The sequence below is a fragment of the Pelagibacterium halotolerans genome, from assembly GCF_044811015.1.
GTDB lineage: Bacteria > Pseudomonadota > Alphaproteobacteria > Rhizobiales > Devosiaceae > Pelagibacterium > Pelagibacterium halotolerans_A.
Genome location: NZ_CP085243.1, coordinates 3326774 through 3349962 on the forward strand (window position 1 = coordinate 3326774; position 23189 = coordinate 3349962).

Consider the following 23189-nt stretch of genomic DNA (forward strand, 5'->3'; position numbering starts at 1 on the left):
ATGGATCGATAGAAACCTGATCGGGAGCCGCGAGGCAAGCATGGCGAAATCATCTCCACCGCCAAAACGCAAGAACCGCGCTGTCCCGCTGGGCGAGATGATAGGGAACACGCTCGATCCAGCCCTCAAACGGCGCGGTTTTGCCAGCCGCGATCTCATTGCCAATTGGGCCGCGATCGCGCCGGTGCCTTACGACAAAGTCGCTATTCCCGACCGGCTGGCGTGGCCGCGCCGGGACAAGCCCGATCCCGAAGGCGCGGTACTTTATCTGCGTTGCGTCGAAGGACACGGGCTGGCGATCGCCCACGAAGGCCCGGCCATCGCGGCTGCTGTCAATCGCTATTTCGGCTATCTTGTCGTCTCGTCGGTGCGGTTGTCGGCAACGCCGTTTGCGCCACACGAGCGCAAAAATGACGCCCCTGAAACGCCGCTGCCCGCCGAAAAGCGAGCACAATTGGACGCTACGGTTGCTCCGGTCGAAGACGAGAATCTCAAATCGGCCCTTGAGCGGCTGGGGCGCGGCATTCTGTCAAAAAAGAGAAAATAGTCTGGGTTCACCGCGAGTTGAACGTTGTGCCCCCTTGCCGCCCTTTTCGGTCCGTGTAGTGTCGCCGCACGTATTACCGCCATAGTCCAGGAGACGACGCTTTGCTTTTGAACCGTAGAAACCTGCTCATCGCCGGAACCGCCGTCGGCGCCAGCGCGCTGCTTTATGGATGTGGTTCGGACTCGGACGATCCAGAGACCGAAGCCGTCGGTCAGGCCGATGTTAGCGCAGATGTGCCCGCTGAAAACGGCGATGTCGCGCTCTACGACGGTTCTGAAATCGAGCCCATCGACGATCAGCCGATCAACAATCCCGACGGCTGGGTAGATCGTGCGCTGGGCGGCGTCGATGCGGATGTAACCATTATCGAATACCTCTCGCCGACTTGTCCGCATTGCGCTGCCTTCCATGCCAGCGCCTATCCGGAGATCAAGGAAACCTACATCGATACGGGCCGGATTCGGTTCATCGGGCGCCCGTTCCGCCGCAATGTGCTCGATCTCGCCGTCTTCATGGTCGCCGCAGCCGGGGGCAATGCCTATTACGACATTCTCGGCGCCTATATGGCGTCGCAGAACGAATGGATGACCGCCGAGAACCCGCGTCAGGCGATCTTCGCTGTGGCCCAGCAGTTCGGGTTTACACAGGAAAGGTTCGAGGAAATCTTGACCGATCAGGAATTGTTCGATGGATTGGAAGCCACGCGGGAACAGGCGTTGAACGAATTCGGGCTCACCGGCACGCCGACCTTCTATATCAACGGTGATAAATACGAAGGCACGTACGATTTTGAGGGGCTATCTGCGGCGATCGAGGAACGGGCATAGCCGCTTTTTCGTCCCTGGGGGCGCGGAATGAAGTTTTCGCGCCTCAAGCTTGTCGGCTTCAAATCCTTTACCGATCCGGTCGAACTGGTCATGGAGCCGGGGCTCACCGGTGTCGTCGGCCCCAATGGGTGCGGCAAATCCAACCTCGTCGAGGCGTTGCGCTGGGTCATGGGCGAAAGCTCATACAAGGCCATGCGTGCTTCGGGTATGGACGAGGTCATCTTTTCGGGCTCGGGCAATCGTCCGGCCCGGAATTCGGCCGAAGTCACCGTCGTTCTCGATAATTCGGACAAGACTGCGCCACAGCAGTTCAATTCCGCCGATACTCTCGAAATCTCCCGCCGCATCGAACGCGAGCAGGGCTCTGTCTACCGCATCAACGGTCGCGATGTGCGGGCACGCGATGTGCAATTGCTGTTTGCCGATGCGTCGACCGGTGCGCATTCGCCGGCGCTCGTGCGGCAGGGGCAGATTGGGGAATTGATCGCTGCCAAGCCCACCCAACGCCGCGCGTTGCTTGAAGAGGCAGCTGGGATTTCCGGGCTTCACTCCCGCAGGCACGAGGCGGAGCTGCGACTACGCGCTGCCGAACAGAACCTCGAGCGCGTCGACGATATCATCGCCCAGGTCGAGGTGCAGCTCGATACGCTCAAGCGGCAGGCGCGGCAGGCCACCCGCTATCGGGCGATTTCCGGCGATATTCGCCGGGCCGAGGCGACGCTTTATCATATACGCTGGGCCAAGGCGCGATATGCTGAGAAGGAGACCGAAGCCGAGCAGGGACGGCTGATCGCGCAGCTTGCAGAGGCCACGCATATCGACCATGAGGCGCGCAAAGTCTACGAGGCCGCTGACGAGGCGATCCAGCCCTTGCGCGATGCCGATGCGGCAGCCAACGCCGCATTGCAGCGGCTCACCATACTGCGTGGGCAGCTCGACGAGGAGTTGCGGCGCGCCAATCAGCGGCAGGGCGAACTCGAAGACCGGCTCAAGCAGATTGAGACCGACAGCGCGCGCGAGGCGGCGCTGATCGAGGAGAGCCAGGGGCTGATCGAAGGGCTCAGGGGTGAGCAGGAAGACCTTGCCGAAGCCGCTGAGGCCGAGCGCGAGGAAAGCGAGATGGCGCGGGTGCAGGCCGAGGAGGCCCGCGCGGCTCTCGAGGAGGCCGAGTCTCTGGCGCGGCAGGCCGCCGATGCCGTGGCTCAAATCCGTGCCCAGCGGGCACAGGCCAGGCGGAATGCCGAGGAAGCTGCGCAGCGGGTCGAGCGGCTGAAATCCCAAATTGCGGATGTGGCGCGCGATGCCGAGGCGGTCCAGGCGAGCCTCGACGCCGACCACACAGTTGCGGAGCGTCGGGCCACTCTTGAGGCCGCGCAGGAAGCCGTAGCGATCGCCGAAGAGCAAGCCGAGACGGCCGAGAGCGCGGCTGCGGATGCCCGGGTTGCGTTCGAGGAGGCGCAACCGGCGCTTACCGAGATGGAGGGCAAGCTCAATCGGCTGGAGTCGGAGGCCGATACGCTCTCGCGCGTGCTCAATGTCGAGGGCGGATCGCTGTGGCCGGCGGTCGTCGATGCACTCCATGTGGAGAGCGGCTTTGAAACGGCGCTTGGCGCTGCGTTGGGCGATGACCTTGAGGCGTCGGACGATAGTGCCGCGCCGATTCATTGGGTTGATGCCGGTGATAGTGTGGACGACGCCGCATTGCCCGAGGGGGCGGAGCCGCTGTCACGTTACGTTTCGGGTACGCCGCTTCTGGCGCGTCGGCTTGGGCAGATTGGCGTCGTTTCCGCAGCAGACGGTCCGCGCCTCATGGCGGCGTTGAAGCCGGGCCAGCGGCTTGTGACTGTCGATGGTGCACTCTGGCGCTGGGATGGACTCGTTGCCGCTGCCGATGCGCCGACCGCCGCCGCACAGCGGTTGGCTCAGCGCAACCGACTTCGCGAGCTCGACGAGGAAATCGCGCGGACGCGGGCCGAGCGCAACAGGGCGCGGGAAACGCTTGAAGAGCTTAAACGGAGGCTCGATCTGGCCCGGCAGGCGGAAGTCGACACCCGCAATGCCTGGCGCGAGGCGCAGCGCGGGATTTCGGCGGCGCAGGCGGGGCTCGATGCAGCGCAGAAGAACCTTTCGGACCTGACCGCACGCCAGACCGCGTTGCAGGAGACGCGCGCGCGGCTTGAAGAAAACCTTGCGGATGCCGAGGCGCATTTCGAAGCCGCCGCCGAGGCGCTCGAAGAGGCCGGAGATGAGGGGGGCGCAATTGCCGAGGCTGAGAACCGGCAGCGGGCGCTCTCGGGCCTGCGCGAAGCCGCCGAGCAGGCGCGCGTGCGGCTGGCCGGGTTCGACAGCGCGGCGCAGATGCGCCAGAGCCGGCTGAACCGGATCGCGCAGGAGCTCGAAAGCTGGGAACGCCGGCGCGCGAGCGCGCAATCCCAGGTCGATACGCTGGCGAAGCGCCGTTCGGAGATCGAGGCGCAATTGGGTGAGCTCAATGCGACACCCGATGCGTTCAACCAGCGCCGGGCCGCGCTGGACGATCAGATCGAGGATGCCGAGGCAGAACGCAAGAAGGCGTCCGACAGGCTTACTGAGGCGCAGACCGGGTTCCGCGAAGCCGATAAAGCGGCGCGGCTGGCGGCGGAGGCGCTTGCCAACACGCGTGCGGAAATGGCGCGGGTCGAAGAGCGGCTCAAGGGCAACATCGTTCAGCGTCAACAGATCGAGCGGCAAATTGCCGAAACGCTGAATATTCCGGCGGACAAGACCGCTGAAGCTGCGGGTATCAAGCCCGAGCAGGCCTTGCCAGACGAAAAGCAGACCGAGGCACGGGTCGATCGGCTCAAGGCGGAGCGTGAGCGGCTGGGTGGGGTCAACCTCATGGCCGAAGAGGAAGCCGCCGAGGTTCAGGAAAAGCTCGACCAGATGGTCGCGGACCGTGAAGATCTGATTGCTGCAATCGCGAAGCTGCGGACCGGAATTTCCAACCTCAACCGCGAAGGGCGGGCGCGGCTTACCGAGGCGTTCGACAGGGTCAATGCGCACTTCCGCGATCTCTTTACGACGCTTTTCGGCGGCGGTACGGCGGAGTTGACATTTGTCGAAAGCGACGATCCGCTCGAAGCCGGGCTTGAGATCATCGCCAAGCCGCCGGGAAAGAAGCCGCAGACGATGACGCTCTTGTCGGGCGGTGAGCAGGCGCTGACGGCGATGAGTCTGATTTTTGCTGTGTTCCTGACCAACCCCGCGCCGATCTGCGTGCTCGACGAGGTTGATGCGCCGCTCGACGATGCCAATGTGGAGCGGTTTTGCGACTTGCTCGATTCGATGCGGGGGCGCACCGAAACGCGGTTCGTCGTCATTACGCACAACCCGATCACCATGGCGCGGATGGACCGGCTTTTCGGTGTCACCATGCCCGAGCGTGGCGTGTCGCAGCTCGTTTCGGTCGATCTGCGGACGGCTGAAACTTTCCTTGAGGCGAGCTAGGCATCTTCGCCTTCTTCTATTTCCGTCCAGGCGCGCTGGCCTAGGCTCATGCCGGCTTCCTGCATGGTCAAATAGGTATGGTTGGCGCCAGCGGCCATGATCCGCTCGACATGGTCTTCGTAAAGCGCGTGGGCGATGATCGGACCGGTGAAACCCAGCGCGCGGAGCTGACGGGCGGCGTTCAATTTGGCTTCGATGTCGTCCATGGCGAGGACTACGGCCTCGATACCGCCGATGTCGACGCCGCGCCAGAAATTGGCGTCTTCGGCGTCGGTAAGCGCCACATTTCGGCCGGCTGCTCTGAGCGTTTGTACGCGATAAGTATCCGCGTCGAGCCCGATGAGCTTGTCGGTGTGTTCTCTCAAGGTGTCATAAGCCGCGAGGCCTGTGCGGCCCATGCCGAAGATTATTACCCGCGCATCACCCATAGCGACAGGGATTTCGTCAGGGTGCCGTCGCTTGAACTCGAAACGGGTGAGAAACGTCTCGAAGCGCTGGAAGATCGGATGTGCAAGCCGGTTGAGCGGCGCGGCGACGACGAAAGACAGCGATACGGCGATGGCGAGCGGGACGAGCCAGTCGGGCAGGACGCCGGCGGCGACGATCAGGCCGAATTCCGAATAGGCCGTAAGGCTCAGTCCCGCGAGGAAGGCGTTGCGGGCACGCAGGCGGAAGGCGATGAGGAGGACGAAGAACAAGACGCCCTTGAGCGGCAGAACGAGAACCATCGCGAGCGCGAAGAGGATCGCGTTCATATCGGGCAGACCGGACATGCCGATCTCGAGGAAAAAGCCGACGAGGAAGATTTCCTTGAGACCCCAGAGCGAATCCGAAAGCTCTTGCGCGCGCTTGTGGCCCGATAGCAAAACACCCATCAGCAGCGCACCAAGCTCGGAACTCAGTCCGACGGCTTCGAACCCCATTCCGCCAACGACAAGAGCGAGGAGCATGCCCATCAGAATCAGCAATTCGTCGTGGCCGGTAAAATCGAGAAGCCAGTATGCCACCGGGCGCAGCAGCGGCAGCGCAAGGACCAGAAGCGCCCAGAACGAGGGGATTTCTCCACTCCACGCGCTGAGGACGACAAGCGCAACCAGGTCCTGGATGACCAGGATACCGATGGCGATACGGCCATGGAAGGCCGCGAGTTCCCGCTTGGTCTCGAGGAGCTTTGCCGACAGCACGGTTGAAGAAAACCCGAGCGCCATGGCAAGGAGCAAGGCGGTTGTCCAGTCGAGTCCCAGAAAGACGGCGAGGCCGGGCGTGAAGATCGCCGTTGAGATGGCGAAGTGCAGCAGCGTCGTGCCAACGACATGGGGCTGGACCAGTTGGCCGAGCTTGAGTTTGAGCCCGACGGCGAACAGGAGCAGCAGCACGCCCAGATGCGCGATGTAGTCCAAAATCGCGCCGGTTTCGGTGGGTAGCCCCAACGGCTCTCGGAAGGCATTAATGGCGAAGCCGGCGGTAAGGAAGCCGACAAGGGGTGGCAGGCCGATCTGACGTACGGCGAGGCCGAAGAAAAAGGCGAAAGTGATGCAGATGACTTCGAACACTTACGCCCACCCCGGACACGAATCCCCAACATCGCCATGGTTCGAGGCGCCGGTTGCGGTGTCAACCGGTTCGTTGTGGTGATTGGGCATTGGACCTTGTGATGAATTGGGCGTAAAAGCGCTCGCCGAGCGGTCCAATCCGGGGCGCAAAGTTACGAAACTCCGAGTGTCCGCTCCATGATCCTGGCGACGGCCCACATTTGCGGCGTTTTCAATCTCATCCTCGCCGCAGCCATGCTGATCCCGATGATGGCAGATCTTTTTGCCGACAATCCGGATTGGCAGGCTTTTCTCAGCGCTGCATTGCTTGTCGGGTTGCCATCGCTTTTGCTGGTGATCAGCACGCAAAAACGGATGCCGCCGTTTTCGCTGCGTTTCGGGTTTCTGTTGGTCAATGCGGTGTGGCTTTCGACATCCATCGTTTCGGCGGTGCCGTTCGTGATGAGCGGGCAGGGGCTTTCCTTCGCCGATGCCGTCTTCGAGGCGACCTCCGGAATCACTACGACGGGGTCGACCGTGCTTGTCGGGCTCGACACTCTGCCGCCGGGCATATTGCTGTGGCGGTCGCTTATCCAATGGTTCGGCGGGCTCGGAATCATCGCGATGGGGCTTTTGCTTTTGCCCTTCCTCAGGGTCGGAGGGATGCAGGTCTATAAGATGGAATCGTCGATCCAATCCGACAGCCCCTATACGCGGTTCGCACAGTTTTCCGCCGCGCTGGTCTGGCTTTATCTGGTGCTTACAATCGCCTGTGCGCTGGGCTATTGGGTTACCGGCATGACGGTATTCGACGCGGTCAACCACGCGATGACGACGGTTTCGACCGGCGGGTATTCGACGCACGATGCCTCGATGGGCCATTTCGGGGCCGGGACATTGGTTGTCGGTATCATCTTCATGGTCGCCGGTGCGCTGCCCTTCGTTGCCATTTTGAAAGCGCTGGTGACGGGCAAGGTACGCGATGCGTGGGAATTCCAGATCCCGGTGCTCCTGTCGATCCTCGCCGTTTTGACGCTCGTCGTGACGTTGGCGGGTCTTTTCGAGACGGAGCGGGAGAGCTACGACATCCTTGTTCACGCGGCGTTCAACATCGTCTCTGTCGTGACGACAACGGGGTTCGCTTCGACAGACTACACGCTTTGGGGCCCGTTTGTGGTTTCGGTCATGTTGGCCGCGACGTTTCTCGGTGGCGCGGCGGGATCGACCTCTGGCGGTTTCAAGACCTACAGGCTGATCGTGCTTTATCAGAACCTGCGGTTGGGGCTCAAAGAGCTCATCTATCCCAATGGCGTGTTCATCATGCGCTATGGCCGGGCCGAAATGCCCCCGCATGCAGCGCGGTCTGTGAGCCTTTATACCGCAGCGTTTCTTGCCACGCTGCTTTTGGCCATGATGGGGCTGGGCGCTACGGGTCTCGATCCGTTGACTGCATTTTCCGGGGCGCTGACGGCGCTGACCAATGTGGGGCCGGGCGTGGGCGAGATCATCGGCCCCGCGGGTAATTTCGCCCCACTCGATGATATGGCCAAATGGATTCTCGTTGCCGCGATGCTGTTGGGACGGCTCGAAATCCTCACTGTGCTGGTACTGCTCACCCCCGCATTCTGGCGGATTTGAGCGGCGGTTGACTTTGATCAAGACTGTACGGCCGGGGCGAGCGCATCGTTCGCGGCCAGAGGCACATCCATTAATGGAGGCAAGAGCATGGACAGACGCATCAATATCGAGCAGCATTCTTCGCTGGGCATACTCTGGTTCATCGGATGGCTGTTCACCATCGGCTATTTGAAACTGGGGTTCTGGATGGGTGTGCTTGCGCTTATCGTCTGGCCCTATTTTCTCGGCGCGCATTTCGCCGGCCCGACCGGTTAGAGGCGTACTTATGCGTCCGACGGCGCGTGCGCCTCGGATGCTGAATGACGTGAGCGGTATGCGGCGAGACGCGCCTCATACTGATTATATAGATGCGAGACGAGCCTCGCCGCATACGTCCGGGATTTTTGGCTTGGCGTCCGCTCGGGCTGGGGCCAATCCCCGCCAGGTTTCCCCGGTGACCACAGGATCGCTGTGGCTGGCCACGGTGACGTTTGGGCCTCCGCTGGGACGACTCCCATCGGACCCGGACCGGTCCCGCCCAAACGTTCGTTGCGCCTGCGCCCATCAAAAGCGGGTCCGTGAGAAGCATCATACTTGACGTTTGTGGGGCGGGGATAAGTTTCGCCGAAGAACTGTGGCTTGCCGTTTTTCACCGCCTGGACAGTTTGACGTCTGACACGGCACGGCATGAATGCTATCCTAAAGAGATAGTGGATCTGCTGGAGCATTTCCACGATTCTTCGAATCGCGAAAATTCTCGAAGTCCTTATGTGTCGCGCTTCCGAGCCGCAAACGTGGTGCCCAATTTTCTGGAAGCGCTCTAATGGGAGGAGTGGTGATGAAGCGGGCAATCGTGACCGGCGGGGCCGGGTTGATCGGCCGGGGGATTTGCGCGGCGCTTGCGGATGCGGGCTGGGTGGTGGCCTCGTTCGACCTCGCCGACGGGCCCGAAGGCGGGCGGCATATCCATTGCGACGTGACAGACGAGGTCTCCATCACCGCGGCCTTTGCGCTGCTCGAATGGGACCGCGTGGACCTGCTGGTCAACAATGCCGGGATCGCGGCGCCCGAAGGCGCGCCGATTGCCGAGCTTTCGACATGGGACTGGCGGCGGGTGATCGACAGCCACCTCACAGGCGCGTTCCTGATGACGCGGGCGGCCGTGCCGCGCATGGATGCGGGCAGCGCGATCGTCAACATGGCCTCGACCCGTGCCTTCATGTCCGAACCCAACACCGAAGCTTACGCGGCGGCCAAGGGTGGGCTCGTGGCGCTAACCCACGCTTTGGCAGTGAGCCTGGGGCCGGACATTCGCGTGAACGCGATTGCGCCGGGGTGGATTTCGGAGGCAAGCGATTTGCGGGAGGCCGATCACGCGCAGCACCCCGCAGGGCGCGTGGGGCGACCGGAGGATATTGCACAGGCGGTGGTTTATTTGACCGAGGCGGCGTTCATGACCGGGCAGGTGCTGACTGTGGATGGAGGGATGACGCGGAAGATGGTTTATGTGGAGTGAGCTGGGGCAGGCGTCCGTTTGGCCGCGCAGCCGCCTACGCATAGCCGCGCTTGCGGGATGATACCGGGGAGGCGAGAGGTTGGTGTGAAGAGCACAAGCGCTCTCGGAAGAAACTTCCCCTTGCCAACACCCCCATCCTCCCCTATACGGGCTGCGGGCCATCCCTCCCCAACGAGGGACGACCCATCTGGAAGGATGGAGTGACATGACAGAACCCCAAGCGGCCACCGCCGCCCAGCCGGACGTGCGTCCGGCCAATCCTAATTTTTCTTCAGGTCCCTGCGCAAAGCGTCCCGGTTGGACGGTTGAAGCGCTCGCTGGCGCGCTTACCGGGCGCTCGCATCGCGCCAAGCCCGCCAAGGCGCGGATCAAGCGGGCGATCGATCTCACCCGTGAGCTTCTCGAAGTGCCCGCCGACTATCTCATCGGCATCGTTCCCGCGTCCGATACCGGCGCGGTGGAGATGGCGCTTTGGGGGATGCTCGGCGCACGCGGGGTGGATATGCTCGCGTGGGAGAGCTTCGGTGCCGGGTGGGTGACCGACGTTCAAAAGCAGCTGAAACTTGAGGACGTACGGGTTCTCAAGGCCGACTATGGCGAACTTCCGGACCTCTCCAAGGTCGATTTCAACAACGATGTGGTCTTCACCTGGAACGGCACGACTTCGGGCGTGCGGGTTGCCGATGGCGACTGGATCCCGGCGGATCGCAAAGGGCTGACCATTTGCGACGCGACCTCGGCGGCGTTCGCGCAGAATCTCGATTTTACCAAGCTCGATGTGGTGACCTTCTCCTGGCAGAAGGCGCTGGGAGGGGAGGCCGCGCATGGCATCCTCATCCTTTCTCCGCGCGCGGTCGAGCGGCTGGAGACGTTTACGCCGAAAAACCGGCCTTTGCCCAAGATCTTCCGGCTTACCAAGGGCGGGAAGCTGATGGTGGACGTCTTTGAGGGCGCGACCATCAACACCGTTTCGATGCTCTGCGTCGAAGACGCCATCGATGCGATGGAATGGGGGCTTTCGGTAGGCGGCCTCAAGGGCCTGCAGGCTCGCGCCGACGCCAATGCCAAGGCGATTGCCGATTGGGTCGCAAAGACCGAATGGGTCGATTTCCTCGCGGTCGATCCCAAGACGCGGTCGAACACTTCGGTATGCTTGAAGATCGTCGATCCATCGGTCGCCAAACTGTCCGGCGAGGACCAGGCCAAGCTCGCCAAAGCGGTGGTCACCAAGCTCGATAAGGCCGGTGTCGCCTACGACATCGGGGCCTATCGCGATGCACCGACGGGTTTCCGCATCTGGTGCGGCTCGACGGTCGAGACCGCCGACCTCGAAAAGCTGACGCCGTGGCTCGACTGGGCGTTTGCCATCGAGAAAAAGGCGCTCGGCGCTTAAGATTCACGGACCGGTGGCTGGCTGCGAACGACGCGCGCCGCCGGATCTTTTCCCAATCTCGCTATTGATGGAGGGCACAGATGCCCAAGGTTCTCGTATCGGACAAACTTTCGCCGACCGCCGTTCAGATATTCAAGGATAACGGGGTCGAGGTCGACTATCTGCCGGATGTCGGCAAGGACAAGGAGAAACTCCTCGAAATCATTGGGGAGTATGACGGGTTGGCGATCCGTTCGGCGACCAAGGTGACCGAGAAGGTGATCGCGGCGGCGACGAAATTGAAGGTGATCGGACGCGCCGGGATCGGGGTCGACAATGTCGATATCCCGGCGGCGACGGCCAAGGGGATCATCGTGATGAACACGCCTTTCGGCAACTCGATCACGACCGCCGAGCACGCGATTTCGATGATGCTGGCACTGGCGCGGCAGATCCCTGAGGCGGATGCCTCCACACGGGCGTCCAAGTGGGAAAAGAACCGCTTCATGGGCGTCGAGGTGACCAACAAGACGCTGGGGCTCATCGGCGCGGGCAATATCGGGTCGATCGTCGCGGATCGTGCGCAGGGGCTGAAGATGAAGGTCATTGCGTATGATCCGTTCCTTACCGCTGATCGCGCGATCGATCTCGGTGTCGAGAAGGTGGAGCTCGACGATCTGCTCGCGCGGGCGGACTTCATCACCCTCCACACGCCGCTGATCGATGCGACGCGAAATATTATCGACGGCGCTGCGATTTCGAAGATGAAGGATGGTGTGCGCATCATCAACTGCGCGCGGGGCGGGCTCATCGACGAGGTGGCGCTCAAGGAAGGGCTGGAGAACGGCAAGGTTGCCGGCGCGGCGCTCGACGTGTTCCTCGAGGAGCCGGCTAAAGGCAATCCGCTGTTCGATATGCCGAACGTCATCTGCACCCCGCATCTGGGTGCGTCGACGACCGAGGCGCAGGAGAATGTGGCGCTGCAGGTAGCCGAGCAGATATCGGCGTACCTCAATACCGGCGAAGTGATCAACGCGCTCAACTTCCCGTCGATTTCGGCGGAAGAGGCGCCCATTCTGACGCCGTTCGTCAAGCTCGCGGAGCTTTTGGGTTCGTTTGCGGGACAGTTGACCGAAACCGCGATCAGTGGCGTGCGGATCACGTTCGAGGGTGAGGTCGCCGCGCTCAACACCAAGCCGATGGTGGCTGCGGCGCTCAACGGCGTTCTCAAGCCGCTTCTGGGTGATGTGAATATGGTTTCCGCGCCGGTTCTGGCGAAAGACCGTGGCATTGCGGTTGAGACTGTGAGCCGGGAAGAGCAGACGATCTACGACAATCTTATCCGCCTCACGGTGATAACCGAGCGTCAGGAGCGGAGCGTCGCAGGGACGGTCTTCGGCGGGGGCAGCCCGCGTATCGTCGGGATCAAGGGGATCACGATGGAGGCTGAGCTGACCCCGAACATGCTTTACGTCACCAATGAGGACAAGCCAGGGTTCATTGGCCGGCTGGGTACGCTTTTGGGGCAGCTCGACATCAACATCGCCAACTTCAACCTCGGCCGGCTCGAACAGGGCAAGGATGCGATCGCGCTTCTGGCTATCGATCAGATGCTGGACGATAGCCAGATCGAGCAGATTGCGCGGCTCGAGGGCGTGGTGCAGGCCAAGGCGCTCAAGTTCACGGTGTAGCGTTTGGCAATTACGATTACGGAAAAGGCCGGTGCACTTGCGCCGGCCTTTTTGTTCATACCGGCGGCTTGAGGCTGCGGTTTTGCCGGGTGCGGGCGGCGTATTCGGAAAGGACGATGCCGCCGATGATGAAGACCGCTGCGATGAAGTGGTAGAGCGACAGCCCTTCGCCCACAAGGATCACCGACAGGATGGCGCCCAGGACCGGCAGGAGGTTGATGAAGATCGAGGCGCGGTTGGGGCCGATCAGTTCGACGCCGCGCGCGTAGCAGAGCTGGGCGACGATGGTGGGGAAAATCGCGACATAAAGCACGATGAACCAGCCGGCGGGCGGGGTCGAGACGAAGGCTTCGGCGATGGCCGGAATGCCGGCGCCGAAGAGCGTGACGTAGACAAGCGCCGTGAGGGCCGCGAAGGCGGTGGAGGCAAAGAGGAAGCTCAGCCAGTGAACGGCGGGGCGGAACTTCAACGTCAGCGAATAGATCGTGTAGCAAAGGCACGCGCCGATCACCATGCCATCGCCGATATTGACGTCGAGAAAGAGGATGCGCGTGGGGTCGCCGTGGGTCGCTACATGGAGGACACCATAGATGGTGAGGGCGACGCCGACGATGTGCAGCAGTGTGGCACGGACTTTGAAGACGAGGAAGTTTCCGATCATCACGAGGACCGGGATGGCGGCCTGTTCCATCGAGATGTTGACGGCCGTGGTGAAGAGCGCGGCGCCGTACATGAGAGTGTTGAACGTGGCGAAGCCCAGCGCGCCGTATGCGGCGAACCAGTACCACTTCCGCATGATTTCGGCCCGGTCCCGGCGCACATGGGGGAGGGCGAACCATGCGAGAATGATCAGTGCAAACAGCCAGCGCAGCGCCGAAAGGACGAGCGGATCGATCTGTCCGACGGCAAGCTTGCTGGCGACGATATTCCCGGCCCACGAGAGTGGGGCGAGGAACAACAGCAGGTAGGCCTGACCCCAGATCGCATCAAACAGGTTGATTGTACCTCTCTCGGGCGCGTTGTGCTTTGTCATAATCAGCCTTGTGCTTTATAGAACACGCGGTCTAGCGCGGGTTTAACTCCCGCTCTAGACCACAGGGCGTCCCTTGTGTAGGCAAAAATATTAGGGGCGCACAACGCGACCAAGGTATGCGCGCGGCGGGGCAGCTATTTCGGCAGTTCCGGATATTCGCGCGTGAACTGCAAAGCAAAAGGACACGCGGAGCGCAAATGGCGAATGTAGTGGTGGTCGGCTCGCAATGGGGCGACGAGGGCAAGGGCAAGATCGTCGACTGGCTTTCCGAGCGCGCGGATGTGGTGGTGCGCTATCAGGGCGGTCACAATGCCGGTCATACGCTCGTCATCGACGGGGTGAGCTATAAGCTCTCGCTACTGCCCTCTGGGCTGGTGCGCGGCAAGTTCTCGGTGATCGGGAACGGGGTCGTGGTCGATCCGCATCATTTCGTCGCCGAGATCGAGAAACTCGGAAGCCAGGGGATTTCGATCACCCCGGAGATTCTAAGGGTGGCTGAGAACGCGCCGTTGATCCTGTCGCTGCACCGCGAGCTCGATGCGCTGCGCGAGGATTCCAATTCCGGGCTCAAGATCGGCACCACGCGGCGCGGCATAGGGCCCGCTTACGAAGACAAGGTGGGACGCCGGGCGATCCGGGTGTGCGACCTTGCCGAACCCGATACGCTGATGGCGAAGATCGAACGGCTTTTGACGCACCACAACGCGCTGCGGCGTGGCATGGGCGCGGCGGAGATCGACGGGCAGGCGATCTATGATGAACTGATGGCGGTTGCCGACCAGATGCTGCCGTTCATCGATCGGGTCTGGGAAGTGCTCGACGATCGGCGCAAGAAGGGTGAGCGCATCCTTTTCGAGGGCGCACAGGGTGCGCTGCTCGACAACGATCACGGGACCTATCCGTTCGTGACGTCGTCCAATACTGTCGCCGGACAAGCTGCCCCGGGTTCGGGACTCGGGCCCACGGCTGTCGACTATGTGCTTGGGATCACCAAGGCCTATACGACGCGCGTGGGCGAGGGGCCATTCCCAACCGAGCAGGACAACGACGTCGGACAGTTCCTGGGTGAGCGCGGGAATGAGTTTGGCGTGGTGACCGGGCGAAAGCGGCGCTGCGGGTGGTTCGATGCCGTGATCGTCAGGCAGACCGTGCGGACATCCGGGATTCACGGGATTGCGCTCACCAAGCTCGACGTGCTCGATGGGCTCGATGAGATCAAGGTGTGCGTGGGTTACGAACTCGATGGCAAGCGCATAGACTACCTGCCTGCCTCAATGGGGGCACAAAGTCGAGTCAAGCCGATCTATGAATCGCTCGAAGGCTGGAAAGACACGACGGCCGGTGCGCGCAGTTGGGCCGATCTGCCCGCGCAGGCCGTCAAGTATGTGCGCCATATCGAAGAACTGATCGGTGCGCCGGTCGCGCTTTTGTCGACCAGCCCGGAACGGGAAGACACGATTTTGGTTCAGGACCCGTTCCAAGACTGAGAAATTTTGCTAGAAAACGTCGGCAGAAAGTGAATGTTGAGTAGATAATGGCCGATTATCGTGAACTGCTGCGCAGGGCGATCGACGCCCTGCCGGAAAATACCGGTGCCAACCGCCGCGCGGTTTATGAGAAAGCGCGGAGCGCGCTGGTTGCGCAGCTCAGGGCCATCGAGCCGCCTTTGCCGGCGCGTGAAATCACCCAGCACCGGCTCAACCTCGAGGATTGTATCCGCGAAGTCGAGCAGGAAGCGACCGACAAGCTTCTGGGCCGGTATCGGGAGGAGGAGCCCGAAGCCGGGATTGCTGTTGCCGAAGCGCCGGAGACGGAAGCTGAGGCTCCCACTGCACCTCTCGAGGAGGTGCCGGAGGAGGTCGAGCCGGAGGCGTCAGCGGTTGAGGCTGAAGCCGAAATGGTTGAGCCCGAACCCGAGGAACGAGAGCCTGTTGTCGAGACGGAAGCAGTTCCTGAGGATGAACAGCCCGCGCCCGAGGAGCCGGACGCGATGGACGAGCCTCCTGCTCTGACCGAAGAGCCGTCCGAAGCCGAAGCCGAAGCCGAAGCCGAAGCTGAAACTGAAGCCGAAGCCGAAGCCGAAGCTGAACTCGGGCCAGAGCAGCTCGAGGAGGAGCCGGGTGAGGAGGAGGAAGAAGAAGCCGTTCTTGCTGTGGAGACCGAGGTCGAGCAGGAAGAGGCCATAGCGGAAGCAGGCACTGAGCCTGCCACCGAAGAACCCGAGGCTGAAGCGGAGCCGGTTGCTGCGCATTCCGAACCTGCGGAAGAACAAGCCGAACCCTTTATGCCGGCAGAGCCGGTTACTTCCAGCGAGCCGATTACCGCTAGCGCCGCTCCCGAGCCGCAGCTCGATAACGTCGTGCCGATCGGACATGCGCCGGAAAGCAAGGGACCGGCGTCCATTGAGGATATCATTGCGCAGGCGAGCGCCGAGAGCGAAGCCGCTTCGCGGCGTGCTGCCGAGGACGATGTCGGGACCGGCGACAGCCCGGCTGGAGAAGCGCCGGATCTGGTCGCACTCAGGGACGATGCGCCGCGCAGCGAAAAGCATTTCATTACCAGTCCATATGAAGGCGAGGTCAGATCAAGCGCCGGACTTGTGGATACGCATGGTGTGCCGATCGGGCGCAGCGTGCCGATCGCGCCGCTTTCAGCAACCGGCGTTGGCGAAGCGATGTCGAGCGTGCGCGAGGTCGAGATCGAGGCCAATGCGCCTGAAAATTCCGACCCGCAAAGCACCATCGACAGGGCGATTGCTGCGCTCGACCGCGAGGCACGCGGGGAAAGCGAGCCAGAGGCTGAACAACAAACAGCCGAGGCGGCAATCGCGACGGAGCCCGCCGCCAGCCTCGAAATATCCGAGGAGGAAGCCGCGCCGGCGACCGAAGATACGGAGAAATCCGGCGGATTTGGAGCGCTCACAGTATTTCTCGTTATTGCCATCGTCCTTTTAGCCGGCGGCGGCGCGGGCGGATATTGGGCCTGGCGCGAGGGCTATATCGATCTCGACACGATCTTTGCACAATCAGGCGGGGATGCCACGACACCCGCCGAAGTTGCGCAATCCGACGATACGCTCGAGCCTGTGAACGAACCGGCTAGCACCACCGGAACGGCACCGGACGCCGCAACGGAAGCGGTATCCGAAGCGGACCCCCCGAGTCCGAACGGGCCGGTCAATACCACCGATACGCCTGAGCAACCGGCGACCGAAACCATCGAGAACGGCGAGGCCGGGCAACCCTTTGCCGAAACCGAAACGCCGGCCAATGGCGACAATGGGCCCGCGCTGTCCTTCGAGGACCGGCTGCCTTCTGAAGCCGGGACGCCCACGCTCGATGCGCCTGCGGAAGCCACAGGCGATGAACCCGCGGTTGCAGTTGCCGAGGGGCCGCAATCGCTGTTGCTCGAGGAGCAGCCCGGCGGCAATGCCGGTGCCGTGCCCTATTCAGGCAGCGTGACCTGGAGCCGCGGGAGCGATGAGCTCGGCCAGCCGACGATTCAAGCCAATGCGAGCATTCCGGCGCGCAATCTCGATGTCGAAGTGCTGTTGCGCCGGAACGCGGATGCAACTTTGCCGGCCAGCCATCTGATGGAAGTCAATTTCAACGTTGCCGAGACCTTTATCGGCGGGTCTATCGCCAATCTGCCCGGCGTGCTGCTCAAGGATGAGGAACTCGTGCAAGGTCAACCTTTGACGGGCGCCTCGGCGCGAATCGTGGGCAATTCGTTCCTCTTTGCGCTCTCGAGCGCGAGCGATCAGGACGCTGCGAACAATGTGCAATTGCTGCGCGACCGCGCCTGGCTCGACCTCGCCATGGTTTATGGCACGGGGCGGCGAGCGATCCTGACGCTTGAAAAGGGCGAAGATGGCGACGCGATCTTCCAGGAGGTTCTGGACGCCTGGGCTGCCGAGGACACTGCAGCCGCAGATGGCGACGCCGCACAGTAAGGATTAGACGGGGCGGGTCTGGCCGTCCCGGATCTCATAGCGGCGCGCGGCGAGAGCCGCGACGTCCTCTTTCTGATGCGACACCAGGATAGCGTGCCAGTCGTTCCGGGCGACAAGGTCGGCAATGGATTTGCGGATGGGTACCGCCGTCGCTTCGTCGAGGCCCGTGAACGGTTCATCGAGCAGCAGGACCGGCTTGTTGCGCAGAAGCGTCCGGGCGAGCGCGACACGTTGCTTCTGGCCGCCCGAAAGATCGGCGGCGCGGCGGGAGGCGAAACTTTTCAATCCCATCTGGTCGAGCGCGGCTTCCACCGCTGGGTCGTGTGCCTTGGCGCGGCTGGACAGCCCCAGCGCAACATTGGCACCGGCAGAGAGGTGCTCGAAGAGGTTATCGGTCTGAAAGAGGATAGAGACCGGGCGGGTTTCGGGGGGCTGACCGAGGAGAGAAGCGCCTTCGAGCGTGATGTTGCCTGAAAGCGGGGCGAGGAATCCTGCGACGAGGTCGAGCAGGGTGGATTTGCCCGAGCCCGAAGGACCGGTCAGCCCGACGATCTCTCCGGGGGCAACCTCCATGTCGAAGCAAAAGAGTGGGCCGTCGGCGGTGTGGCGGAAGGAGACGGCCTCAATCGCGAGCATTGGTGACGACCTCGAAGAGCTTGGGGATGGCGATAAAGGCTGAAAGGCTCAGTATGAGCAGGATCGCACCGATGGCCTCGGCGTCGGCGCTCCGGTAGGCACCGAGCGCACGGTACATCAGCCAGGGCAGGGTGGAGAATTCGGACGTGCCAAAGAGCGAGATGACCCCCAGATCGCCTAGGGAAAAAACGAAAGCGACCGCGAGAGCATAGCCGATGGGGCGGCCCAGGAGCGGCCATTCGATGCGGCGCCATTGGGCGGTGCTGGACAGTCCCAGCGCGCGGATGAGCTTCTTGTTGCGCCGGGCGATGGCTTCGAGCGGCGGGTTGAGGGTGGCGAAGGCAAAGGGCAGCGCGAGGAGTGCGTTGGCGATGACGAGCACCACCGGCGCGGCGCCTCCCGTGGGCACGCCGATAAAGCGCGCAAGGAGGAAAAAGCCCAGCGAAAGGACGACGGCAGGAACCGCGAGATAGGTGAAGACAGGAACACCGAGCGCGGTACGCAAGGCGCTCTGGCGCGGTTCAAGGGCGCGGGCCATACCCAGCGCGAGGGCGAGCGCAAGGGTGAGGAGTGCGGACAGGGACCCAATCGTGAGGCTGGTCCAGAGCGCGCGCCAGAAATTGGCTTGTCCGAGGACACTGAGGAGAGCCGGACCCAGACCCCGCGCGAGGACAGCCAGAAGAGGTGTGAGGAAGCCCAGGAGCAGAACGGTCAGGATGAGTGTCTGCGCCACCGTGACGGGCCGGCTTTCGGGCCAGTGGTAACGGGACCGGCGGCCGAAGAGGGCGGCGGCGGGGGAGAGGCTCGACGCGGGTATGATGATCGCAGCACAGACAACGAGCTGCACGATTGCGAGGCGGACTGCGGCGCCGAGGTCGAAATCGAGCCGGACCGCCTGGAAAATTGCCACTTCAAGCGTCTGGTTTGCGGGGCCTCCGCCCAGAACCAGAACGATGGGGAAGCTCGTAAAACACAAAAGGAAGATTGTTGCGCCAACGCCGGGCACCGAGCCGGCGAGGGCGGGGATGTCGATCACGGTGAAGCGGCGCCATGCGGACAGTCCGAGGCTGCGGCCGAGCTTGAGCTTTTCGGGTGGGATGGCTTCGAGGCGGTCGAGATAGATGCGGGCTGAAAACGCGCCGTTCAAAAGCGTGTGCGCCGCGAGAATACCGCCGAGGCCGAAGATTGAGGGGGCGCTGAGGCCGAGTGGGTCGATCAGCGCGTTGATCCAGCCGTTGCGGCCCCAGACCGCAACGAGGCCCGAGACGATGACGAGTGCGGGCAGGACGAGCGCGGTGGACAAGAGGCCCACGACGAAGCCGCGTCCTCGAAAACGCAGACGGTCGAGTGACCAGGCGAGGGCGACGCCGGTTATGAGCGAGAGCAGCGTCGAAAGCGCGGCCTGTATCCCGGACATGACGACGAGACGCGCAATGCCGGTGACCGTCGAACCCGTGGTGGGGATGGTCCGCCCGGCAACCGAGAGCGCGATGAGCAATGCCGCGATGAGCGCCGCAATGGCGAGGGCGATCGCGATGCCGGTGAACGCGCGGAGGGGGCGCCAACGACCGAGGAGGCCCTCCCCGGCGAGGGGAGGGCCTATGTGTGGCAGCTTACCGAAGCTCAGCGAAGGCTTCTTCAATCCAGGCTCGCGTGTTTTCTGTGACGGTTTCGCTATCGAGGAGCAGGGCCGGGGCGGGGTCGATCATCTGCTCGAAGCCAGGCTCCAGGCCCCCTTCGGGCTCGGTGACCGGGTACATCCAGTTGGTCGTGGGGATTATCGCCTGGGCCTCGGGAGAAATGAGGTAGGACAGGAATTCGCGGGCGAGATCCTTGTTCGGGCTCGAAGCAAGGATGCCGGCGGCCTCGATCTGGGTGTAATGGCCTTCCTCGAACTTCGCGGCGGCATAGCGGTCTTCGCCTTCGGCGATGAGGTGATAGGCCGGGGAGGTGGTGTAGGAGAGTACCATGTCGGCTTCACCGGCGAGGAAGAGATCGTAGGATTCCGACCAGGAATTGGTGACGGTCAGAACGTGTGGGGCGAGTTCGGCCCAGGCTTCGTTGGCGTCGTCGCCATAGGCGGCCTTGATCCAGAGGACGAGGCCAAGACCCGGGGTCGAAGCGCGCGGGTCCTGGATGACGATCTTGAAATCGTCGGGGCGCGCGGCGAGTTCCTGGAAACTCGCAGGCGGGTTCTCGACATTCTCGCTGTCGTAGACGAAGGCGAAATAGCCGTAGTCGAAGGGCACGAAGATCTCGTCGGACCAGTCGAGGGGGATGTCGAGGTTGGGCAGGTCCAGGTTGTGTTCGGTGAATAGCCCGGTCGCCTTGCCTTCGCCGATGGTCGCAGTGTCGAGGCCGAGGATGATGTCGGCATCGGTTTCCGCGCCTTCGAGCTGGGCACGGCGAAGCGCGCCGATCGAGGAGTCCGCGGCGATGAATTCGAGATCGCAGCCGCATTGGGCCTCGAAGCCTTCCTCGAGCGCCGGGGCGGGGCCCCAATCGGCGGCGAAGGCATCGTATGTGTAGATGGTGAGGGTTTCCTGCGCTTGGGCCGCGGATGCGATGCATCCGAAGGCAACCGCGCACAGGCTCGTGGAGATCAAGCGAGTCATGGTTTTTTCCTTTCGCTTGGGCAACGCATTGCATCGGGTGTGCGTTGCCGGGCCGGTGGTGCGGTCATGAAAGGATGAAGAGTCGTGACAAATGGCATCGGCGGCTATATGCCTTGCCATCTCGAACTTCCTCCGCCAGCATGACCTGGTTCAGGTTCAATGGGTCTTTCTCAGCCCCCGAAATCGGGAGCACCCCAGCGAGACGAGGCGACACTATAACCGGGCCTTCCTCAGCGCAAGAGCATGATTTTTCTGGCGAGTTGCCGCTCGTTTTCGACGGCACGCTCATTGTTGTGGGCGGTGGGACAGTGGAGCCAGAGCTGTTGCGCACGCTGGCGCAGGGCGCTGCGGGAATCATCGGGGCGGACAGCGGCGGGGATACGATCCTCAAGGCCGGCCTGGTCCCCGACGCGGTGATCGGGGATATGGACTCGGTGGACGACCTTTCGGGTTTCCCGGATACGACGCGGGTCATCAGGATCGCCGAGCAGGACAGCACCGATTTCGGCAAGTGTCTCTATTCCAGCCGCGCACCGCTAACGCTGGGGCTTGGGATGACCGGCGGGCGCTTCGATCACACGCTGGCCGCGCTCAACGCGGTTGCGAAGATGGCGCATGAGCGCAAGATTATTCTTGTCGACGAGCACGATCTGGCGCTGGGGGTTTCGGGGTCGATCAGTGTTGAGGTGGGCAAAGGCTCACGGGTTTCGGTCTACCCGTTGGGCCGGACGGCATTTGCCGGGTCCGAGGGGCTGCTCTATCCGCTCGATGGGCTCGTCATGGAGCAGGGCGGGCGGATCGGAACATCGAACGAAGCGACGGCGGATGTCGTTTCGATCACGGTCGCGGAGGGGGAGCAGAGCCCGTGGCTTTTGATCCTCGACCGAACGCTTTTGCCCGCTGTCGGCTAACGCTTGCGGACAAATTCCGTTCGCAGGACGAGCCCCTTTATACCGTCATGGCGACAGTCGATTTCCTCGGGGTTGTCGGTGAGCCGGATCGTTTTGATGACGGTGCCCTGCTTGATCGTCTGGCTGGTGCCCTTGACCTTGAGGTCCTTGATGAGCGTCACCGAATCTCCATCAGCAAGGACGTTGCCGGATGCATCGACGACGACGATCTGATTGGCCTCTGCGGACGCCACCATCTCTGAAGCCGGGCGCCATTCGCCGGTCGCTTCGTCGTAAACATAGTCGTCATTGCCGTCGGTCATGTCGTGCTCTCACAGGGAATGTCGGCTGGTGCGCCAGAGTACTCCGCTTATACGACGCGGACGGATGGCGCAATCGCGATGCGGCTCGCCATACCGATCAGTTCCGGCGCGGTGGAGGCGGCTGGCGGTTGCCGCCCGGAGCGTTGCCCTGTCCGTCGCCTGCGCCGCCACCCCGCGAAAGTGACACCACATCCTGCCCAGCGAAGCATCCCACTGTGTAGGGATAATCTTCGGTGAAGTGATAGTGGTAGATTTCGACCGCCACGCCATCCCACATCACCGGGCCGACATGACCATGGCATTCGTCGAGGCCGCTGCTGTAGAGCATGGCGCTCCCTTCGTCATACATGCCGTAAATTCCGAACCCGTCGAGCGCATAACCGAGCAGGTCGCTGTGCCCGTTCGGCCCTGAGCGGGTGTCCGTCAGGCAGGGCGAGAGATTGTGGTAGTGATATTCCCCGGTCGCCTCGGGATGACCGTTGCAAGCGTCCTGGATTTCATAAGCCGGTGCATCGTCGCCTCTTGCGTCGAGCGCGTTGAAGATTGCCGTGCCGTTCAAGGCAAACCCCACCATGCCCAGCGGCAGGCAGCTTGGCGAACTCGTCAGTTGCGGGTTCGCGCTCAGCGACAAAAGAACGTCCTGCCCGCTGATCGCGTTTGGATTGCGGTCGTATTGATAGGCGTCGTCGGACGAGCTGATCGGATAAACCCCGGTCGGGTGATCGGGAAGCCCGTTCGCTCTTACAACCCGCTTATCGCCGTCCACCGTGATCGAAATCTGGGACGGCCAATTGACGGAGCCATCGACGACCGGCTTGAGATCGGGGTCCCAGGTGCCCGCGGCCTCATCGATCCAATCACCGGTGGCGTGCGCACCGGCGTTCGAGCTGAACTGCTGGACGCAGGAAAAAACGTAGCCCGTGCGCGGCGAGGTGGCGATTTTGCCGTCGCCTATGACGATCGGGTGGGCAAAGGCCGATGATATGGCAGCTAAAGATGCGGAAAGTGCAAAGGTGACAATAGTGAGAGTTTTTGTGTGAAAAAGAGTCTGCATTATGCTTCGGTGCCCCCAATGTTTTGAAAAACGGAGGAACAATACAATTTTATTGAAATAAGTCCACCTGAGTTGATCGGGTAACTCGCCGATATTTT

The 23189-nt window shown here is 62.4% G+C and carries 18 protein-coding genes and 1 riboswitch; of the genes, 11 read left to right on the top strand and 7 right to left on the bottom strand.

All coding sequences use genetic code 11. The features are described from left to right. The first annotated feature begins 40 nt into the window (after window positions 1–40). The 3 genes from LG281_RS16060 to LG281_RS16070 all read left to right on the top strand — a co-directional run bounded on the left by LG281_RS16060 (window position 41) and on the right by LG281_RS16070 (window position 4860). Window positions 41–547, top strand: a complete 507-nt coding sequence (locus LG281_RS16060; RefSeq protein ID WP_404402452.1) for a DUF721 domain-containing protein — start codon at window positions 41–43, stop codon at window positions 545–547. 107 nt (window positions 548–654) lie between these two features. Further along, entirely contained in the window at window positions 655–1374 is a 720-nt protein-coding gene (locus LG281_RS16065; RefSeq protein WP_404402454.1) for a DsbA family protein, read from the top strand. Window positions 1375–1401: 27 nt separating this feature from the next. Beyond that, complete coding sequence (locus LG281_RS16070) at window positions 1402–4860, top strand: AAA family ATPase (protein ID WP_404402456.1); 3459 nt, start codon at window positions 1402–1404, stop codon at window positions 4858–4860. Here the strand turns inward: LG281_RS16070 and LG281_RS16075 are convergent. After that, window positions 4857–6413: a cation:proton antiporter gene (locus LG281_RS16075; protein WP_404402458.1), complete on the bottom strand. Its 1557-nt coding sequence runs from the start codon at window positions 6411–6413 to the stop codon at window positions 4857–4859. The genes LG281_RS16070 and LG281_RS16075 overlap by 4 nt on opposite strands. Window positions 6414–6590: 177 nt before the next feature. On the opposite strand from LG281_RS16075, the gene LG281_RS16080 reads away from it, so the two are divergent. The 5 genes from LG281_RS16080 (at window position 6591) to serA (ending at window position 12588) form a co-directional block, all read left to right on the top strand. Then, the gene (locus LG281_RS16080; RefSeq protein ID WP_404402460.1) at window positions 6591–8030 is read left to right on the top strand and encodes a TrkH family potassium uptake protein; all 1440 of its coding nucleotides are present in this window, start codon (window positions 6591–6593) and stop codon (window positions 8028–8030) included. Between the two features lie 87 nt (window positions 8031–8117). Further along, window positions 8118–8285, top strand: coding sequence for a hypothetical protein (locus LG281_RS16085; protein WP_404402462.1), 168 nt, complete (start codon window positions 8118–8120; stop codon window positions 8283–8285). Window positions 8286–8847: 562 nt separating this feature from the next. Beyond that, window positions 8848–9525, top strand: a complete 678-nt coding sequence (locus LG281_RS16090) for an SDR family oxidoreductase (protein WP_404402464.1) — start codon at window positions 8848–8850, stop codon at window positions 9523–9525. Window positions 9526–9730: 205 nt separating this feature from the next. After that, window positions 9731–10918 carry a phosphoserine transaminase gene (locus LG281_RS16095; protein ID WP_404402466.1) on the top strand — a complete coding sequence of 396 codons (1188 nt, stop codon included), beginning with the start codon at window positions 9731–9733 and terminating at the stop codon, window positions 10916–10918. An 80-nt stretch (window positions 10919–10998) separates the two neighbouring features. After that, entirely contained in the window at window positions 10999–12588 is a 1590-nt protein-coding gene (gene serA / locus LG281_RS16100) for a phosphoglycerate dehydrogenase (protein ID WP_404402468.1), read from the top strand. 55 nt (window positions 12589–12643) lie between these two features. On the opposite strand, the gene LG281_RS16105 is transcribed toward serA, so the two are convergent. Continuing rightward, the gene (locus LG281_RS16105) at window positions 12644–13621 is read right to left on the bottom strand and encodes a DMT family transporter (protein WP_404402470.1); all 978 of its coding nucleotides are present in this window, start codon (window positions 13619–13621) and stop codon (window positions 12644–12646) included. Between the two features lie 197 nt (window positions 13622–13818). Here LG281_RS16105 and LG281_RS16110 point away from each other — a divergent pair, with 197 nt between their 5' ends. Beyond that, window positions 13819–15108, top strand: a complete 1290-nt coding sequence (locus tag LG281_RS16110) for an adenylosuccinate synthase (protein WP_404402472.1) — start codon at window positions 13819–13821, stop codon at window positions 15106–15108. A gap of 47 nt (window positions 15109–15155) precedes the next feature. Next, on the top strand, window positions 15156–17573 hold the full coding sequence (locus LG281_RS16115; protein WP_404402474.1) for a hypothetical protein: 2418 nt from the start codon (window positions 15156–15158) through the stop codon (window positions 17571–17573). Between the two features lie 3 nt (window positions 17574–17576). On the opposite strand, the gene LG281_RS16120 is transcribed toward LG281_RS16115, so the two are convergent. The 3 genes from LG281_RS16120 to thiB are packed head-to-tail and all read right to left on the bottom strand — an operon-like array spanning window position 17577 to window position 20824. Next, a complete protein-coding gene (locus LG281_RS16120) occupies window positions 17577–18209 on the bottom strand; it encodes an ATP-binding cassette domain-containing protein (protein WP_404402476.1) in 633 nt (210 codons plus the stop codon). Further along, entirely contained in the window at window positions 18196–19851 is a 1656-nt protein-coding gene (locus tag LG281_RS16125) for a hypothetical protein (RefSeq protein ID WP_404402478.1), read from the bottom strand. The genes LG281_RS16120 and LG281_RS16125 overlap by 14 nt, the downstream gene beginning before the upstream one ends. Beyond that, on the bottom strand, window positions 19823–20824 hold the full coding sequence (thiB, locus tag LG281_RS16130; RefSeq protein ID WP_404402480.1) for a thiamine ABC transporter substrate binding subunit: 1002 nt from the start codon (window positions 20822–20824) through the stop codon (window positions 19823–19825). The genes LG281_RS16125 and thiB overlap by 29 nt, the downstream gene beginning before the upstream one ends. Window positions 20825–20932: 108 nt before the next feature. Beyond that, window positions 20933–21031: riboswitch (TPP riboswitch) on the bottom strand. Between the two features lie 53 nt (window positions 21032–21084). On the opposite strand from thiB, the gene LG281_RS16135 reads away from it, so the two are divergent. Next, window positions 21085–21735: a thiamine diphosphokinase gene (locus LG281_RS16135; protein WP_404402482.1), complete on the top strand. Its 651-nt coding sequence runs from the start codon at window positions 21085–21087 to the stop codon at window positions 21733–21735. On the opposite strand, the gene LG281_RS16140 is transcribed toward LG281_RS16135, so the two are convergent. Together LG281_RS16140 and LG281_RS16145 are read right to left on the bottom strand one after the other, a co-directional pair. Beyond that, window positions 21732–22037 carry a zinc ribbon domain-containing protein YjdM gene (locus LG281_RS16140; RefSeq protein WP_404402484.1) on the bottom strand — a complete coding sequence of 102 codons (306 nt, stop codon included), beginning with the start codon at window positions 22035–22037 and terminating at the stop codon, window positions 21732–21734. The genes LG281_RS16135 and LG281_RS16140 overlap by 4 nt on opposite strands. 97 nt (window positions 22038–22134) lie before the next feature. Continuing rightward, window positions 22135–23091: a YHYH protein gene (locus tag LG281_RS16145; protein ID WP_404402486.1), complete on the bottom strand. Its 957-nt coding sequence runs from the start codon at window positions 23089–23091 to the stop codon at window positions 22135–22137. Window positions 23092–23189 lie beyond the last annotated feature (98 nt).

What these genes read in the sequence shown, in the direction of transcription:
- LG281_RS16105 (WP_404402470.1), bottom strand. Translation starts at nt 13,621, where the DNA reads ATGACAAAGCACAACGCGCCCGAGAGAGGTACAATCAACCTGTTTGAT.
- LG281_RS16140 (WP_404402484.1), bottom strand. Translation starts at nt 22,037, where the DNA reads ATGACCGACGGCAATGACGACTATGTTTACGACGAAGCGACCGGCGAA.
- LG281_RS16090 (WP_404402464.1), top strand. Translation starts at nt 8,848, where the DNA reads ATGAAGCGGGCAATCGTGACCGGCGGGGCCGGGTTGATCGGCCGGGGG.
- LG281_RS16095 (WP_404402466.1), top strand. Translation starts at nt 9,731, where the DNA reads ATGACAGAACCCCAAGCGGCCACCGCCGCCCAGCCGGACGTGCGTCCG.
- LG281_RS16115 (WP_404402474.1), top strand. Translation starts at nt 15,156, where the DNA reads ATGGCCGATTATCGTGAACTGCTGCGCAGGGCGATCGACGCCCTGCCG.
- LG281_RS16145 (WP_404402486.1), bottom strand. Translation starts at nt 23,091, where the DNA reads ATGCAGACTCTTTTTCACACAAAAACTCTCACTATTGTCACCTTTGCA.
- thiB (WP_404402480.1), bottom strand. Translation starts at nt 20,824, where the DNA reads ATGACTCGCTTGATCTCCACGAGCCTGTGCGCGGTTGCCTTCGGATGC.
- serA (WP_404402468.1), top strand. Translation starts at nt 10,999, where the DNA reads ATGCCCAAGGTTCTCGTATCGGACAAACTTTCGCCGACCGCCGTTCAG.
- LG281_RS16120 (WP_404402476.1), bottom strand. Translation starts at nt 18,209, where the DNA reads ATGCTCGCGATTGAGGCCGTCTCCTTCCGCCACACCGCCGACGGCCCA.
- LG281_RS16080 (WP_404402460.1), top strand. Translation starts at nt 6,591, where the DNA reads ATGATCCTGGCGACGGCCCACATTTGCGGCGTTTTCAATCTCATCCTC.
- LG281_RS16110 (WP_404402472.1), top strand. Translation starts at nt 13,819, where the DNA reads ATGGCGAATGTAGTGGTGGTCGGCTCGCAATGGGGCGACGAGGGCAAG.
- LG281_RS16070 (WP_404402456.1), top strand. Translation starts at nt 1,402, where the DNA reads ATGAAGTTTTCGCGCCTCAAGCTTGTCGGCTTCAAATCCTTTACCGAT.
- LG281_RS16060 (WP_404402452.1), top strand. Translation starts at nt 41, where the DNA reads ATGGCGAAATCATCTCCACCGCCAAAACGCAAGAACCGCGCTGTCCCG.
- LG281_RS16085 (WP_404402462.1), top strand. Translation starts at nt 8,118, where the DNA reads ATGGACAGACGCATCAATATCGAGCAGCATTCTTCGCTGGGCATACTC.